This is a genomic window from Streptomyces sp. JK94 (genome assembly GCF_053613315.1).
Window position 1 is genome coordinate 41,297 of sequence record NZ_JBSICH010000024.1, and the last position, 16,042, is coordinate 57,338.

9 protein-coding genes are annotated in these 16,042 nt (G+C 72.6%); 6 read left to right on the top strand and 3 right to left on the bottom strand.

What is annotated here, in order from left to right:
- Nucleotides 1-184: 184 nt before the first annotated feature.
- Nucleotides 185-2,227, top strand: a complete 2,043-nt coding sequence (locus ACVV2G_RS21355) for a glycosyltransferase family 4 protein (RefSeq protein ID WP_453844342.1) — start codon at nt 185-187, stop codon at nt 2,225-2,227.
- On the opposite strand, the gene ACVV2G_RS21360 is transcribed toward ACVV2G_RS21355, so the two are convergent.
- Nucleotides 2,179-5,871 carry a bifunctional glycosyltransferase/CDP-glycerol:glycerophosphate glycerophosphotransferase gene (locus tag ACVV2G_RS21360; protein WP_453844343.1) on the bottom strand — a complete coding sequence of 1,231 codons (3,693 nt, stop codon included), beginning with the start codon at nt 5,869-5,871 and terminating at the stop codon, nt 2,179-2,181. The two genes, ACVV2G_RS21355 and ACVV2G_RS21360, sit on opposite strands and share 49 nt — an antisense overlap.
- Before the next feature lie 23 nt (nt 5,872-5,894).
- Complete coding sequence (locus ACVV2G_RS21365; protein ID WP_453844344.1) at nt 5,895-8,126, bottom strand: bifunctional glycosyltransferase/CDP-glycerol:glycerophosphate glycerophosphotransferase; 2,232 nt, start codon at nt 8,124-8,126, stop codon at nt 5,895-5,897.
- 342 nt (nt 8,127-8,468) lie between these two features.
- Here ACVV2G_RS21365 and galE point away from each other — a divergent pair, with 342 nt between their 5' ends.
- The gene (gene galE / locus ACVV2G_RS21370; protein ID WP_453844345.1) at nt 8,469-9,440 is read left to right on the top strand and encodes a UDP-glucose 4-epimerase GalE; all 972 of its coding nucleotides are present in this window, start codon (nt 8,469-8,471) and stop codon (nt 9,438-9,440) included.
- A 255-nt stretch (nt 9,441-9,695) separates the two neighbouring features.
- Here galE and ACVV2G_RS21375 read toward each other — a convergent pair whose 3' ends face one another.
- Nucleotides 9,696-11,747: a hypothetical protein gene (locus ACVV2G_RS21375; protein ID WP_453844346.1), complete on the bottom strand. Its 2,052-nt coding sequence runs from the start codon at nt 11,745-11,747 to the stop codon at nt 9,696-9,698.
- Nucleotides 11,748-12,087: 340 nt separating this feature from the next.
- Between ACVV2G_RS21375 and proB the strand changes: the two genes are divergently transcribed.
- The 4 genes from proB to ACVV2G_RS21395 all read left to right on the top strand — a co-directional run bounded on the left by proB (nt 12,088) and on the right by ACVV2G_RS21395 (nt 16,030).
- The gene (gene proB / locus ACVV2G_RS21380) at nt 12,088-13,212 is read left to right on the top strand and encodes a glutamate 5-kinase (RefSeq protein ID WP_453844347.1); all 1,125 of its coding nucleotides are present in this window, start codon (nt 12,088-12,090) and stop codon (nt 13,210-13,212) included.
- A gap of 135 nt (nt 13,213-13,347) precedes the next feature.
- On the top strand, nt 13,348-13,893 hold the full coding sequence (locus tag ACVV2G_RS21385) for a hypothetical protein (RefSeq protein ID WP_453844348.1): 546 nt from the start codon (nt 13,348-13,350) through the stop codon (nt 13,891-13,893).
- A gap of 72 nt (nt 13,894-13,965) precedes the next feature.
- Nucleotides 13,966-15,252 carry a glutamate-5-semialdehyde dehydrogenase gene (locus tag ACVV2G_RS21390; RefSeq protein ID WP_453844349.1) on the top strand — a complete coding sequence of 429 codons (1,287 nt, stop codon included), beginning with the start codon at nt 13,966-13,968 and terminating at the stop codon, nt 15,250-15,252.
- 208 nt (nt 15,253-15,460) lie between these two features.
- A complete protein-coding gene (locus ACVV2G_RS21395) occupies nt 15,461-16,030 on the top strand; it encodes an SCO2584 family spore wall biosynthesis protein (protein ID WP_453844350.1) in 570 nt (189 codons plus the stop codon).
- The last annotated feature ends 12 nt before the right edge of the window (nt 16,031-16,042 follow it).

Genomic DNA, 16,042 nt, shown 5'->3' on the forward strand with positions numbered 1-16,042 from the left:
TCGGAGGAATCGACCCGGCCCTGCGGGCGGCATGCCGTCCGCAGGGTTACACAGGTGTGTCGGGGCCGTGATCTGCTGTCGAACGTCCATGTGTACGTTGTGAGGAGGATGTGGTCACAGCTGTGGCCAGGGGTGGGTGAACGGACTGACCGGCCGTTTCCCGAAAGCAGAGAGAAGCCGCCAAGTGAAGATCGCATTCCTCGTCCGGGACCTGTGCCACATGGGAGGCGTGGTCAGTGCGACGCAGAACCTCGCGGGGGCGCTCGCCGAGCGGCACGACGTCGAGATCGTGGCCCTGCGCAAGGTGCGCGACGAGTCGTACTTCCCGCTGGACCCGCGGGTGTCCGTCCGGGTGCTCAGCGACATGCGGCCGCACTCCCCGGTCTCCGACGTGGACGATCCGCTGTCCGGCAAGTTCCCGCTGGTGTACCCGCTCAACGCCGGGGCCGAAACGCCGGTGGTGAGCAGGCTCGCGGAACTCCGGCTGCTGGAGTACCTCGACACCACCGACGCCGACGTGGTCGTCAGCTCCAGTCCCCGGAACACGATCGTGCTGGCGCAGGCGCGCGGTGACTACCTGAAGGTCACTCAGGAACACTCGATGCCCGCCATCTACGCCACGGACATCAAGGAACGCCTCTTCCCGGCCTACCGGTCCCTGGACGCCCTCACGGCGCTCACGCCGGAGGAGGTCGCGGCCATCGGCACGCAGGTGCCCGCGGTACGCGACCGCCTGGCGGTGATGCCCAACTGCGTGCCCGCCTCCACCATCCGCTCCACCGGCACCAACAAGGTCGTGGTCTCGGCCGGTCACCTGACCGACAACAAGAACCACGCCCTCCTCATCGAGGCGTTCGCCAAGGTCCACGCCGTGGCCCCGGACTGGACGCTGCGCATCTACGGCCACGGCGCCGAGAAGAAGAAGCTGCGCGCCCGTATCGAGGAACTGGGCCTGTCCAACAGCATTCTGCTGATGGGTCAGGCCTCGCCGGTCACCCCGGAGTTCGGCAAGGCCTCGGTCTTCGTCCTGCCCTCCAAGCGGGAGGCGTTCGGCAACGTCGTCGTCGAGGCGATGGCCGCCGGACTGCCGGTCGTCGCCACGGACGCCGACCACGGGCCGCGCAACATCCTCACCGACGGCGAGGACGGCCTGATCGTCCCGCGCGGTGACGTCGACGCGATGGCCGAGGCGATCCGGAGGCTGGTCCAGGACGACGGGCTGCGGCTGAAGATGGCCGCCGCCGGTATCCGCAACGCCGAGCGCTTCCACGAGCGGGCGAGCCGTGAGCGCTTCGAGGCCATCATCCAGGAGGCCCTCGCCCGCAAGGAGCTGCCCCGTCACGCCACGGCCCGGGTGGACCGGGAGGGTTCCGTCCACGTCTGCGTGGGCGCGCTGCCGCGGAGCGCCGGGCAGGCCGACCTCGTGCTGCGCAGGGGAGCGGCCGGCGCCGAGGAGCGCCGCTTCCCGTTCTCCGCCGAGGGCGACGCCGTCGTGCCCTGGGACGCGGGGCTGCCGCACGGCACGTGGGAGCCGGCTCTGGCCACCCGCGAGGGCGACCGGGAGGTGGCACTGGGCACCGACGGCTACGGCTGCGACACCCGGGACCTGCTCGCCGTGGAGCTGCCGCGCCCGCAGGGACCGGCCCTGGCCCTGCTGCTGCCGTACCTGCACGAGGAGGACGGCGGGCTGCGGCTGCGCAGCGCGCTGCGGGACGTCCACGCCGAGGTCGGCCCGGTCGGGGTCGACGAGCGGACCATCACCGTGCGCGCCGAGCTGTGGGGCGCCCGGCCGGCCGCGGGCGCCGTCATGGAGGCCGTGCACCGTCGGGACAAGGCGCGGGTGCTGTCCTTCCCGCTGCGGGACGAGGGCGACGGCCGGGTGGTGGCGGATCTCGACTGCGCCGCGCTGGTGCGCGCGCACACCGACGCCGACGACAAGGAAGTCATCTGGGACTTCTCGCTGCGCCCGGCGCCCGGCGCGCCCCGGGTGCGGCTGGCCAAGCTCGCGACGGACGTGCTGGCGCCGATCAACGTGTTCACCTTCCCGCGCCCGGTGGTCGACGAGACCGTGGCGGCGCCGCCGACCGTGCTGACCCGGGCGGTGCGCACGTCGCGCCGGGCCCTGGGGCGGACGCCCGAGCCGCTGCCCTTCACCCGCAGGCGCACGGAACTGCGGCCCTACTTCACCGCCGCCTGCCAGTTCGCGGTGAAGACCGTGCGGCTCTGACATCCGGTACACGGCGACAGGAGGGCGGGGCCCGGAGGAGATCGTCCTCCGGGCCCCGCCCTCCTGTCGCCGTGCGCGGATCCGCCCTCCCATGCCTTATCCAGCATCCGGTCGACGAACCGAGCAGACGCGTTGCCGTCGTCCAGGTCGCAGAACAGGTGGTGGAAGCGGTCGAACCGGTCCCGGTAGTCCGCCTGCACCTGGTCGATGTCCCGGATCGCGTCGACCAGCTCCTTGGAGTTGCCGATCAGCGGGCCGGGGGAGTCCTGCTCGAAGTCGAAGTAGAACCCGCGCAGCGTGTCCCGGTAGTGCTCCAGGTCGTACGTGAAGAACAGCATCGGCCGCTTCAGGTGCGCGTAGTCGAACATCACCGACGAGTAGTCCGTGATCATGATGTCCGCCGCGAGGTACAGGTCGGCGATGTCCGGGTACTCCGAGGCGTCCCACACGAACCCGTTGCCCGCGCCCGGAACGGCGTCCACCACGTTGGAGTGGCGGCGGATCAGCAGCACGTGGTCGTCGCCCAGGCGGCGCTGGGCGTCCTCGAGGTCGATGCGCAGGTCGAACAGGTACTGGCCGGCGCTGTGCGACTGGTCGTCGCGCCAGGTCGGTGCGTACAGGACGACCTTCTTGCCCTCGGGCAGACCGAGCGCCTTCCTGACCCGCGCGGCGATCGCGTCCCGGTCGGGGGAGTACAGGTAGTCGTTGCGGGGGTAGCCCGCCTCCTGGATCTCACCGTCGTAGGAGAACGCGCGCTTGAGGATCGGCGTGCTGAAGCGGTTGGAGGAGACGAGCAGGCTCCACTGCTTGGCCTCCAGCGCCAGCTTCTCCTGGTAGCGCCGGTCGAAGTGGAGCGTGTCGATGTCGTGGCCGATCTTCTTCAGCATCGTGCCGTGCCAGGTCTGCACGATGGACTGGCCGGGCCGGCGCTCGATCCAGTCGGGAAGGTGGGCGTTGGTGACGATGTAGCGGCTGGAGGCCAGCGCCTCGTACCACTCCCGGCCCCACATGCGGACCGGCTCGACGCCTTCCGGCAGCACGACCTGGCCGTCCCGGACCGCCCACAGGTGCTTCAGGTCCGAGCCGCGGCGCACCAGCTCCTCGTACATGGCGCGGGGGCTGTCCGAGAACTGCTTGCCGTTGTAGCTCAGGTAGAAGACCTGGTCCTTGAGCGGCTGCCGGGACAGGGGCTCGTAGACCTCCTTGCGCAGCTGCCGTTGGCGGAACGGGCCGCGCTCCAGGTCGCTCAGCTCGGAGCGGGCGTTGAGCTGAGGGAAGTCGCCCCAGCGGTTCTCCAGCCAGTAGCGGCGGCCGCCGAGTTCGGCCTGGACGGGGAAGGAGTCCGCGGCCAGGCGGTCGATCACGAAGGGCACGTCGGGCGTGCTCCCGTCCGCCGGCCGCAGGAAGAGGTTCCAGCGGCCGGCGCGCAGCGGGAGGCTGCCGTCGCCGCCGAGCCGGGACGGGTCGAAGGACACCTCGAAGCGGCCGCCCTCCAGCCAGCGGGTCTCGACGAACCGCTCCTCGTAGCGGTTGCGCGGCTTGAGCAGGAAGCGTGAGCCGGTCAGCCGCGGGTCGGCGTGCCCGGTGAGGGCGATCCCGCCGTCGCGCACGGTGGCGGTGTCGATCAGGGCCCGGCGGGTACGGCCGGAGAACTTCAGGAAACCGGTGTGGCCCGCCACCACGGCGAGTTCGGTCAGGTGCGCCTGGCTGCCGAGCGACGCGGGCAGCGGGAACCCGGCGTCGGACAGCCCCTCCTGCATCACGGTGCCGAAACGGCGTTCCCCGCCCTGCGGGCCGGTCGCGACCAGCACGGTGGACCAGGTCCGCTTCTCCGGCTGGGCCTGCTCGTCGACGCCCTCGTGGAAGACCAGCGCCACGTCGGCCACCGGCACCTCGACCGAGAAGGCCTGTGCGCCGCCCTCGCGCGTCACGGTGACGGGGTACTCGAAGGTCTCGGCGCCCTTCTGGTTCTTGACCCGCAGGACCAGCTGCTCGTCCGCCGCGAGGGGCTCGCGGATCTCACCGGTGACCCTGATCCGGTCGCCCTCCAGGGTGCGGCCGGTGATCAGGGCGCGGACCTTCTCGATACGCAGCTTCAGTGCGCCGCGCTCGACGGACGGCAGCATCCGGAAGTCCGGGCTCAGCCAGTGGTACGGCGGGAAGTTGCAGGCCGCGCCGCCGCTGGAGTGGACGGCGTTGCGCCGTACCAGCCCGGAGGAGAAGATGCCGAGGCCCACGTGCCACACGGCCTCCTGCCACTCGCCGCCCTTGCGGAGCCGGGCGGGGTCGATGGTGACCTCCCAGCCGGCCCAGTCGTAGTTGTAGCGGTCCTGGCCGGAGTCGGTGGTGACCTCGGGGCGCGGCATGTTGCGGGCCGGCAGCAGGATGCGGCGGCGCGAGCGGTCCTTGCGCAGCTGGAGCACCTTGACCGAGGACTTGCGCGTCGGCTGCTCGATCTTGTCGATCCAGGCGTTGCCGGACAGCAGGAGCTTGCCCCCCGACCAGCTCACCTCCTGCAGCGGTGCACGCATGGTCAGGTGCTGGTCGATGCGCAGTGCCTCCTTGGGCAGGTGCAGATCGGCACCTTCCAGGGAGGGCCACGAGGCGTACTTGCGGACCAGACCGCTGACCTCGGGCGTCTCGCGGCGGCGCTGGCCGGCCAGCAGGGCGATCAGCTCCTCCATCTGGTGCTTGCGCACCAGCAGCCACTGCACGCGCAGTTCGGCCGGGAGGTCCATGACGACCTTGGGGTCGATGCTGTCGAGGAAGCGGTTCGCCGAGCGCAGGAACTCGGCCCGGTACTCCTCGTCGCCGTCCGGCACCACGTTGAGGAACAGCCGCAGGTCGTCACGGAGGACGCGGGTGTCGTACTCGCGCTTGAGGCGGGCGTAGGTCTCGCCGGGCTGCTCGGCGAGGAAGGCGCTGATCTCCATCACGGAGGTGACGCGGTCGCGCACACCGGCCGGGTCGGTGCGGCGCTGCGTGATGGACGGGGCGGACTCGCCCTCGCGCAGCCGCCAGTAGTAGCAGGGCTCCGAGATGACGTCGACGCTCTCGGCCAGGTAGTGGGCCCGCATGGTGACCGGGGTGTCCTCGTACAGCCGGCCCTCGGGGAAGGCGAAGCCGTTCTTCTCCCAGAAGGTGCGGCGGAAGACCTTGTTGCACGCGATGCGGTCGGCGACGAGTTTGGAGTAGCGCGATATGTGGGTGCGCAGGCGGGCCTCGCCGGCCAGCATCCGCATCAGCGGGACCTGCCAGGACTTCTCGCCCCGGAGGTGGAAGACGTTGCCCGTGGCGAAGTCCGAGCCGCTCTCGTCGAGGCTGCCGACCATGAGCCGGTAGGCGTCCGGCGGTATCAGGTCGTCGCTGTCGACGAAGGTCAGGAACTCCGCCTGGGGGGCCAGGTGGGCCATGCCGGTGTTGCGGGCGGCGCCGAGGCCGCCGTTCTCCTTGCGTATGAGCTTGAAGCGGGGGTCGCGGGAGGCGTACTCCTCGGCGATGGCGGCGGAGCCGTCCGGTGAACCGTCGTCCACCATCAGGACCTCGAAGTCGCGGAAGGTCTGCGCCGCGAGTGAGTCCAGACAGGCGGGGAGGTAACGCTCCACGTCGTAGATGGGGACGATGACACTCAGCCGAGGGGCCATGGCTTGGTGATCTCCTTTCGGGGTCAGGCCCGCTCGACCAGTTCGAGAGCCTGGGCGGGGGTCGGGGCGTGGGGGCGTTCGTCGAACGGGACGAAGGGCAGCGGGCTCTCGTCACCGAGGAAGACGCGTCGCACGACGCGTTCGGCTGCGTGTCCGTCGTCGAATTCGCAGAAGCGCCGGCGGAAGGCGTCCCGGCGCTCGGTCGTCTCCCGGCTGTCGTAGTCACCCGAGGCGAGCAGCCGCAGCAGTTCCGCCTGCGAGGTGGCCACCGCGCCGGGCGGTTCCTGGAGGAGGTCGAAGTAGGTGCCGCGCACGGCCGAGTAGACGTCCCAGTCGGGGACGTAGCTGATGACCGGGCGGTCCAGTACGGCGTAGTCGAACATCGCCGAGGAGTAGTCCGTGATCAGGGCGTCCGCCGCGAGGTACAGGTCCTCCACCCGGGCGTGCCTGGACACGTCGACGATGCGGCCGGTGCGGCGCAGTTCGGCGATGTGCGGGGAGGCGCCGTAGAAGTAGTGGCCGCGCACCAGCAGGGTCACGTCCGGGCCGAGTTCGCCGGCGAACCGGGCGAGGTCCAGCGGCGGGGTGAAGCCGGGCTGGTACTCGCGGTGCGTCGGCATGTACAGGAACGCCTTGGCGCCGTCGGCCAGTCCCAGTGCCGCGCGCGCCGCACGCACGTCCTCGGCCGTGGCGTTCACGAGGACGTCGTTGCGCGGGTAGCCGGTCTCCAGGGTGGTGTACGAGCAGGGGTAGACCCGCTCCCAGATCACGGACGAGAAGCGGTTGGAGCTGAGGCTGTAGTCCCAGCGGTCGCACCGCTCCAGGAGCGCCTCGAAGTCCATGTCGGTGGAGGCCGGGTACTTCTGCTGGTCCAGGCCCATGGTCTTGAGCGGCGTGCCGTGGTGGGTCTGCACGTGGATCTGGCCGGCGCGCTTGACCACGGCGTCCGCGAAGTTCACGTTGTTCACGAGGTACTTGGCGCGGGCGAGCGCCGCCCAGTACTCGCGCGAGCCGACGCGGACGACCCGCACGCCCTCGGGCACCCGGGCCGCGTTCTCCGCGCGGACCGCCCAGACCCGGCGCATGTGCGGGGCCACCCGGGCCAGTTCGGCGTCGATGGCGGCCGGGTTGCAGGAGACGCTGCGGCTCCAGTAGGCGGAGAACAGCACCAGGTCGTCGTCCAGCGGGAGCCTGAGCTGCGACTGGTAGAAGGCGCCCATCGCGCCGCGCTTGGAGCGGGTGAGCGCGGTGCGGGTGCGGGTCCTGACCCGCCGGCGGAACTTCATCGCGGCCAGGGCGCTCACCATGGTGGTGTACGCGTCCCGCTGCAGTATCCCGTACTTGTGGCCGCGGCCGCCGGCCGGCCGTGTGAAGCCCTCGGGCATCAGGGCGCGGTAGTCGGCCGCGGCGCGGTGGAAGAACTCCGCCCGCGCGTCCTGCGGCAGGCGGCCCGGGCGCTCCAGGACGGTCAGGTAGTGGTCGATCATCTTGCGGAACAGCGGGCCGCGCCACCGGGCGAGGTCCTCGTGCGCGTCGAGGAAGTCGAAGACCCGGCGGTACTGGTCGAAGACGTCGAAGTGCTTGCGGCTCACCGTCTTGAGGATGTTGCCGCCCTCGCGGCGCTGCCGGTAGTGCACGCAGACGCGGTCCAGTACGGCGATCCGCTCTGCGCTGATCAGCGAGCAGAACGTCCAGGGGGCGTCCTCGTAGTACCCGGGCGGGAAGGTGAGCCCGGTCCGGGTGACGAAGTCCCGCCGGTAGGCCTTGTTCCAGACGATCTGCAGCAGGTCGAGCAGCCGGGGCCGCTCCGCGAGCGTGAAGACGTCCGGGCCCGCCTCCTTGAGCAGATCGGCCCGGAGGTTCGGGCGGATCCTGCCGTCCCAGTAGGTGCGGACGTAGTCGAAGACGAGGATCTCGGGATTGTCCGTGGCTTCGATCCGGTCGCAAATGGCCGACAACGCCCCGTCGGACAACGTGTCGTCACTGTCCAGGAACAACACGTAATCGCCCGTGGCCTTTTCCAGCCCGGCGTTGCGGGCGCGACCCAGACCCACGTTTTCCGTGAGGTGAATCACATGAATCCGGGAGTCCCGTTTCGCGTACTCGTCGAGAATGGCCCCGGAGTCGTCCGGCGAACAGTCGTCGACCGCGATGATCTCGAAGTCCGTGCAGTCCTGCCCGAGTACGGAGTCGAGGCACTCGGGCAGATAGCCCTGCACCTTGTACACAGGGACCACGAGAGAGAGCTTGGGCATCCTTACAACCTGTTCCGAGAACTGACCAGGGACCGCGGGCCGGGGCCGGAACGCGCTCCCGGCGCCTGAGGGCCTGGAGTGCGCCGCCGCATCAGCGTAAAGGATTCACGCGATGTTTCCGCTGGCACGGTAGCCGCACAGTCTGTGCCCGGCCGGACCGGGAATTGCCGGGCGCCGGAAGCGCGAAACGATCGCCTCGAAGCGGCTGGAGGACTTCCTCACATTGAGCCCCCCTGTCCCCTTTATCGACTTCCGCCGCTTTCCTTCCCATGTGCCCGACTCGATTTTCCGAGGCGCACGGACGAGTCTGCATCCGGTGACGAAGACCTGGGAGGCATGAGGATGAGCTGGCTGGTCACGGGTGGTGCCGGGTACATCGGCGCGCATGTGGTGCGCGCCCTGGTCGACGGCGGTGAACGCGTGGCCGTGTACGACGACCTGTCCACCGGCAGTGCCGGCCGGGTGCCCGACGGTGTGCCGCTGGTGGTCGGCAGCGTGCTCGACGGGTCCGCCCTGGAGGGCGCGATTCGTGACCATGCTGTGACAGGTGTGGTGCACATCGCGGCCAAGAAGCAGGTGGGGGAGTCGGTGGAGCGGCCGCTCCACTACTACCGGGAGAACGTGACGGGCCTGGCGACCCTCCTGGAGGCCATGACGTCGACCGGTGCCGGCCGTCTCGTCTTCTCCTCCTCGGCCGCCGTCTACGGCATGCCGGACGTGGACCTCGTCACGGAGGACACCCCCTGCCTGCCGATGAGCCCCTACGGCGAGACCAAGCTGATCGGCGAGTGGCTGATCGGTGCCGCCGCCCGGGCCCACGGCATCCGCGCCGCGTCGCTGCGCTACTTCAACGTCGCGGGTTCGGCGGCCCCCGAGCTGGCCGACTCCGGCGCCTTCAACCTCGTCCCCATGGTCTTCGAGCGCCTGGAGGCGGGCGACGCCCCGCGCGTCTTCGGTGACGACTACGCGACGCCCGACGGCACCTGCGTACGGGACTACATCCACGTCCGGGACGTCGCCTCCGCCCACCTGGCGGCCGCCCGGCGCCTCGCGGACGCCCCCGAGGGCACCGCGCTCACCGTGAACATCGGGCGGGGCGAGGGCAGTTCGGTCCGGGAGATGGTGGACCGCATCCTCAAGGTCACCGGCCGGCAGGACCTCGCCCCGCAGGTGACCGAGCGTCGGCCCGGCGACCCGGCCCGGGTCGTCGCCTCCGCCGACCGCGCCCGCGAGGAACTGGGCTGGTCGGCCCGCCACGGCCTGGACGAGATGATCGATTCGGCCTGGCAGGGCTGGTGCCACCGGCGCGGGTGAGCGGCTCCGCCCGGCGCGGGTGAGCGGCTTCGCCGGCTGCCGCCCGGGCGCGGTCGCGCCGGCCGTCGGCGGCGGCCGGGCGCGTGCCGGTGACCTCCGCCGCTCCGGCCCCCGGGCCCGCCGCGCCGTCCCGGAGCGGCGCCGGCCGTCAGGAGGCCGGCGGGCCGGGCCCGTTCCGGTCCGCGCGGCAGGACGCCCGCCGGGCGGCGGCCGGCCGGGGCGCGTCCGGCCCGCGCCCCGGCCCCCGCGCGGGTGTCAGGAGCGGCTCCGCGCTTCCGGTGCCGCGGAGGCGGAGGCGACGGAGAGGGGCGCCGGGTGCCGCCGCGGGGCGGGGAGCGGGAGTTCCGCGGCCGTCCGCTCCGCCCGCCGCGCCCGGTGCTCCCCGGCCCTCGCGCACAGCGCCCGCACCGCCCCGGCGAAGCGCTCCTGGGACGGCGGTTCGGCCGGGCCCAGCAGCCGCAGGGCCAACTCGGCGCGGGCCCCGGCCCGTTCGTCCAGCTCGGGGTGCCGGACCGCGTCCAGCAGCGCGGGCACCCCGGTTGCGTCCGGCGTCAGCACGGTCGCCGCCGCCACCGTCGGGAACGACGTGCGGAACACGTCCTCGGCCAGCCCGCTCGTGTTCGCCACTGCGTACGGCTTGCCGCTCGCCAGGAAGTCGCTGATCACGCTCGACACATCGCTGATCAGCAGGTCGGCCTCGTTGAAACAGGCGTACAGCGACGGCCGGGCGTCCGTGACGACCTGGTGCTCCCCGTCCGGCAGCGAGGCCCAGTACGCCTCCTCCCAGGCGGCCGTCGCCCGCGTCACCGCCCGGGCCCGCCCCGGCTCCGGCGCCGACCCGCACAGCATCCGCTCCACCTGGTCGGCGGCCGGCCGGAAACCCGCCGAGGTGAGCCGGTCCAGCTCCGCCGTCCGCCGGGTCAGTGCGGCGACCGCCGACGCGTCCGGCCGGGGCCCGCCCCGCTCCCGGTTCGCCGCCCGTACCAGCTCCCGGATGCGCAGATCGGCGGCCCCGGCCCGCGGATCCACCGAGCCCGTCAGCGGGTGCGGCTTGTACAGCAGCCGCACGCCCGGATCCGCGAGCAGCGCCCGTACGAGGTTCTCACCGGCCCCGATCACCGACGTGTTGCCGGGGTTGCCGTCCCAGCCCTCCCAGGTCGGCGCGTACAGCACGGTCGTGAACACCCCGGGGGCGGGCGGCCCGGCGTACGGCCGTACGGCGTCCAGCTGCGGACGGCCGATCTCCACCACGTCCTTGTCCTCGACACCGACCTCCGCCAGCGCGTACCGCTCGCGCGCCGCGGGACCGGCCACCCACACCTCGTCGTACGCCTTGGCGTACGGGTTGCACGACGACAGCTTGTCGCTCTCCCCGTGGTTGACGAAGGCGTGCTTGATCGTGGGGATGCGCACGACCTGCGAGGTCTTGCCCGAGTTGGAGGGGTGGAGGAGGACCCGGAGCGTGGAGTGCTCCAGGAGCATCAGCGTGGACACCTTGGGCAGGCACACGACCGGAAGGTCGGTCGCCGCGATCCGCTGCACCATGTGCCGCTCCCGCAGCACGATCAGCGGCCGCCCGTCCAGCCGGGCCAGCGGCTCCAGCCACATGTTCGCCTGGTACGCGGAGGAGGCCCCGCCCGAGAAGTACAGGCCGACGGTGGGCCGGTACTCCGCCAGCCACGCCTCGAACCAGTCGAGCACCTCCTGCTCGCCCGCCGGCCGGCGCCCCGGCAGCAACCGCGGCAGCAGCGCGCCGAGGCCCGCCAGCGCCACCGCCAGGGACAGCGCGAGGCCGGCCGCGCCGTACACCGGCGCGTCGGTGGCCGCCGTCGCCAGCAGCCCCGCCGTCGTCGGCAGTCCGAAGACGGCCAGCCGGTGCCCGGGGCGGCGCAGCAGCAGCGGCGGGGCCGGGGACAGGCGCAACGCCGAGGTGTCGATGTTCCGGGTCACCACGGGCGGCGTCCGGGTGCGCCGGACCAGGACCGAGACCGCCTGGATCGCCCAGTGCAGTCCGTAGAAGGCGAGCAGACCGGCGACCAGCGGGGCGTAGACCGTCTCCCGGTGCTGCTCCCCGAGCCGCAGCAGGCCGACCACGAGCAGCAGGTCCCGCAGCACGTGCCGCACCGTGACGTCGGCGTGCGACTTCGCGAACAGCGACACCATGCCCCGCTGCCACCGGTACAGCACGCCCTCGGCGGCCAGTGAGCCGGTGGTCGCGGCGAGCAGCAGCGGCACGTGCGGCAGCAGCGCGCCCACGGCCTGCGCGACGAACGTGGCCGCCAGCACGCCCAGGACGAGCAGCCTCACGAGGGTCCGCCGACCGGGGGGACCGACGCCGGGAAACCTCCGGCGGGGGACGCCGGGGCGGGGGCGCCGCCGGCGGGGGAGACCGAGGCGGGGAAGGCTGCGGCGGGGCAGGGATAGGGGCACTGCGGTCGCTCCAGGCTTGCTCGTCGCGCATCGGACGTCCGGGTTAACGCGCGGTGACCTCCCGACGACACGCGCGTGTTGCGCCGCGCCCGGCACCGAGCCGCCCCACCCGCTGTCCGCAGCCTGGACCGCGGGGCGGGGCGCGGTCCCCTTCGCGTAGATTGCCTGGCGGGCGCCCGGTCGGGCGCGCGTCGACGGGAGAGGGCGGACGGCAACAGTGGCTGGGGCAAGGCAGGCCGTGGGCGAGGCCCGCAGGATCGTCGTCAAGGTCGGTTCCTCCTCGCTGACCACCGCGGCCGGCGGCCTGGACGCCGACCGGGTCGACGCGCTCGTCGACGTCCTCGCCAAGGTGCGCGGGACGGACAAGGAGGTCGTCCTCGTCTCCTCCGGCGCCATCGCCGCCGGCCTCGCCCCGCTGGGCCTGCGCCGCCGCCCGCGGGACCTGGCCCGTCAGCAGGCCGCCGCCAGCGTCGGCCAGGGCCTGCTGGTCGCCCGCTACACCGCCTCCTTCGCCCGCTACGGCGTCCGCGTCGGCCAGGTGCTGCTGACCAGCGACGACATGAGCCGCCGCGCCCACCACCGCAACGCCTCCCGCACCCTCGACAAGCTGCTGGCGATGGGCGCCCTCCCGGTCGTCAACGAGAACGACACCGTCGCCACCGACGAGATCCGCTTCGGCGACAACGACCGGCTCGCCGCCCTCGTCGCCCACCTGGTCCGCGCCGACCTGCTGGTCCTGCTCTCCGACGTGGACGGCGTGTACGACGGCGACCCGAGCAGGCCGGGCACCTCGCGGATCGCCGAGGTGCGCGCACCGGCCGACCTCGCCGACATCGAGATCGGCAGCACCGGCAGGGCCGGCGTCGGCACCGGCGGCATGGTCACCAAGGTCGAGGCGGCCCGGATCGCCGCCGCCGCCGGCATCCCGGTGGTGCTGACCAGCGCGGTCCACGCGACCGACGCCCTGGCCGGCGGCGACACCGGCACCTACTTCCACGCCACCGGCAAGCGCTCCGCCGACCGGCTGCTGTGGCTTCAGCACGCCTCCACCCCGCAGGGGGCGCTGGTCCTGGACGACGGGGCGGTGCGCGCGGTCGTCGAGGGCCGCAAATCGCTGCTGCCGGCCGGGATCGCCGCCGTCGAGGGCGAGTTCACCGCCGGGGACCCCGTCGAGCTGAGGAACGGGGCGGGGCGCGCGGTGGCCCGCGGGCTCGTCGGCTTCGACGCGAGGGAGATGCCCCGGCTGATCGGCCGGTCCACCCGGGAACTGGCGCGCGAACTCGGACCGGCGTACGAACGCGAGGTCGTACACAGGGACGATCTGGTGATCCTGCACCCGTAATCGGTCGAAACGTCCCCGAATCGACGATGGACGTTCCGCAAAACCGCCCCGCGATCTCGCGCGGCCTGCTCAACTTTCCCCAGGGACAAGCCCGGCCGACCACCGGGCCGAGCCGTGTGCGTGAAGGAGGCCGTCGTGAGCGGAGTGCGCCCTGGAACGGCGGCGTCCCGCGGTGGTACGGGTTACCACGGTGGCACCGGCTCCCGCGGTGGCGGCCCGACCGCCCGCGCCGGCACGGGCGCCCGCGGGAACCGCGGCGGGACCCGCGCGGCCGGTGAGGAGCGCGCCCTGACCAGCGTCGCGGCCGGCGACCGGTTCCGGGGCGAGGAGCCCGAGCACACCCCCCGCCTGTGGCACGTCACCCTCAGCGTCTCCGGCGCCCGCGCCCCGCTCACCGAGGTGCGGCGCGCCCTGGAGCAGCTCGCCCACGACCACCCCTTCCTGCTGACCAGCCGGTACGCCGACGACCACGCGGAGATCCGGTACTGGGAGGAGGCCCGCGACCTGCACGACGCCGCCGCGGTCGCCCTGCGCCTGTGGGGCGAGCACCGGCAGACCGCGGGACTGCCGCCCTGGGAGATCGTCGGCCTGGAGGTCATCGACCGGGTCACCTACCACCAGCGCATCGCCGCGGGGTACGGACCCGCCCCGGCCACCCCGGTCGGGGTTCACCCCTTTTGACGCCGTCCGGGGGATGTCTCGGGGTTTGGGACGACCGGTGAACGGGCCCGCCCGGCGCACTACGCTTCCCCCATGACCACGCTCTCGCCGTACGACTCGATGTCCCCGGTCACCCGGGCCGCCTACCGGGCCAAGGCCGCCGCGGCCGGCCTCGCGCCGCTGCCGCGGGCCGCGAAGGACGACGCGCTGCTCGCCGTCGCGGATGCGCTGGAGGTCCGTACCAGCGAGATCGTCGAGGCCAACGCCCAGGACGTGGCCAAGGCCCGCGCCGCCGGCACCGGCGAGGCCATCATCGACCGGCTGACGCTCACCCCGGAGCGGGTCCGCGCCATCGCCTCCGACGTGCGCGACGTGGCCGCGCTGCCCGACCCGGTCGGCGAGGTCGTGCGCGGCAACACCCTCCCCAACGGCATCGACCTGCGCCAGGTCCGGGTGCCGCTCGGCGTGGTCGGCATCATCTACGAGGGCCGGCCCAACGTCACCGTCGACGCCGCCGCGCTGTGCCTGAAGTCCGGCAACGCCGTCCTGCTGCGCGGCTCCTCCTCGGCCTACCAGTCCAACACCGCCCTCGTCCGGGTGGTCCGCGACGCCGTGGGCGGGGCCGGGCTGCCCGCCGACGCCGTGCAACTGGTGCCCGGCGAGAGCCGCGAGAGCGTGCGCGAGCTGATGCGCGCCCGCGGCCTGGTCGACGTGCTCATCCCGCGCGGCGGCGCCTCGCTGATCAACACGGTCGTCCAGGAGTCCACCGTCCCCGTCATCGAGACCGGCACCGGCAACTGCCACGTCTACGTCGACGCGCAGGCCGACCTCGACATGGCCGTCGAGATCCTCGTCAACTCCAAGGCGCAGCGCGTCGGCGTCTGCAACGCCGCCGAGACCCTTCTGGTCCACCAGGACATCGCCGCCGACTTCCTGCCCCGCGCGCTGGACGCCCTCGCCGAGGCCGGCGTCACGGTCCACGCCGACGAGCGCGTGCAGGCGTACGCCGAGGACTCCAAGGCGACCGTCGTGGAGGCCACGCCGGAGGACTGGGAGACGGAGTACCTCTCCCACGACATCGCCGCGGCGGTCGTCGACTCCCTCGACCGGGCCGTCGAGCACATCCGGCTGTGGACCTCCGGCCACACCGAGGCCATCGTGACGACCTCCCAGCAGGCGGCCCGCCGCTTCACCCAGCTGGTCGACTCCACCACGGTCGCGGTGAACACCTCCACCCGCTTCACCGACGGCGGCCAGTTCGGCTTCGGCGCCGAGATCGGCATCTCCACGCAGAAGCTGCACGCCCGGGGGCCGATGGGGCTGCCGGAGCTGACCAGCACCAAGTACATCGTCACCGGTGACGGGCACGTACGGCGCTGACCGGGCCGTACGGCGCCGACGGGTCACGTACGCCGCCGACGGGCACCGTGGGCACCTCTGGCCCCGTCCCGCGCCGGGGCACACGCCGGGGCATATGTGTCCGGCACACGCCTGCGACGGCGCCCGTAGCCCGCTCGGGGCGTCTCATCCACCGGATGAATTCCCCCGCGGTCTGCCCAAAACGACCCCCCAGGTCTACTCTGGACCCGTGCCGGAGGACGTGGGGGGTAGGCCGTTCCCTGACGGCTGGGAGCCCGACGACGATCACGACCGCGGGGTGTCGGACGAAGAGTTCGCCTCCGTGGTCTTCGACGAGGCCTTCGTACGGGCGGCCGCGGTGCACGAGCCGACCGCCGTCGAACGCCTCCTGGCCGCCGCGCAGGCCAGAGCCGAGGCCACCGAGGCCGAAGCGGCCCGCCGAGGCCGCCGCGGAGCCGAGCGCTACGACGACGGGTACGGCGATTTCGGCCATGATCCCGACCTCGACGACCCGGACGACGACCGCGACCTCCTCGACCGCCCGTACGGGGCGCCCCCGGCGTGCGGCAAGCAGGTGCGCTGGCACCGGCCCGTGGCCTGGATGCTCGCCCTGGTGATGGGCGTCGGCATGGTGGCGCTGGCCTTCGTGGCGGTCTACCGGGGCGCGTCCTCGGGCGGTGGTACCCAGCGGGTGCCGCCACCGGCCTCCACCGGCCCCGAGCAGGGCGGCACCGTGACACCCTCGGCCTCCGCCGACTACTCCCAGCCGGCCGTCCCGGTGATCCCGCGCACCCCCTGACCTGCCCCCGAG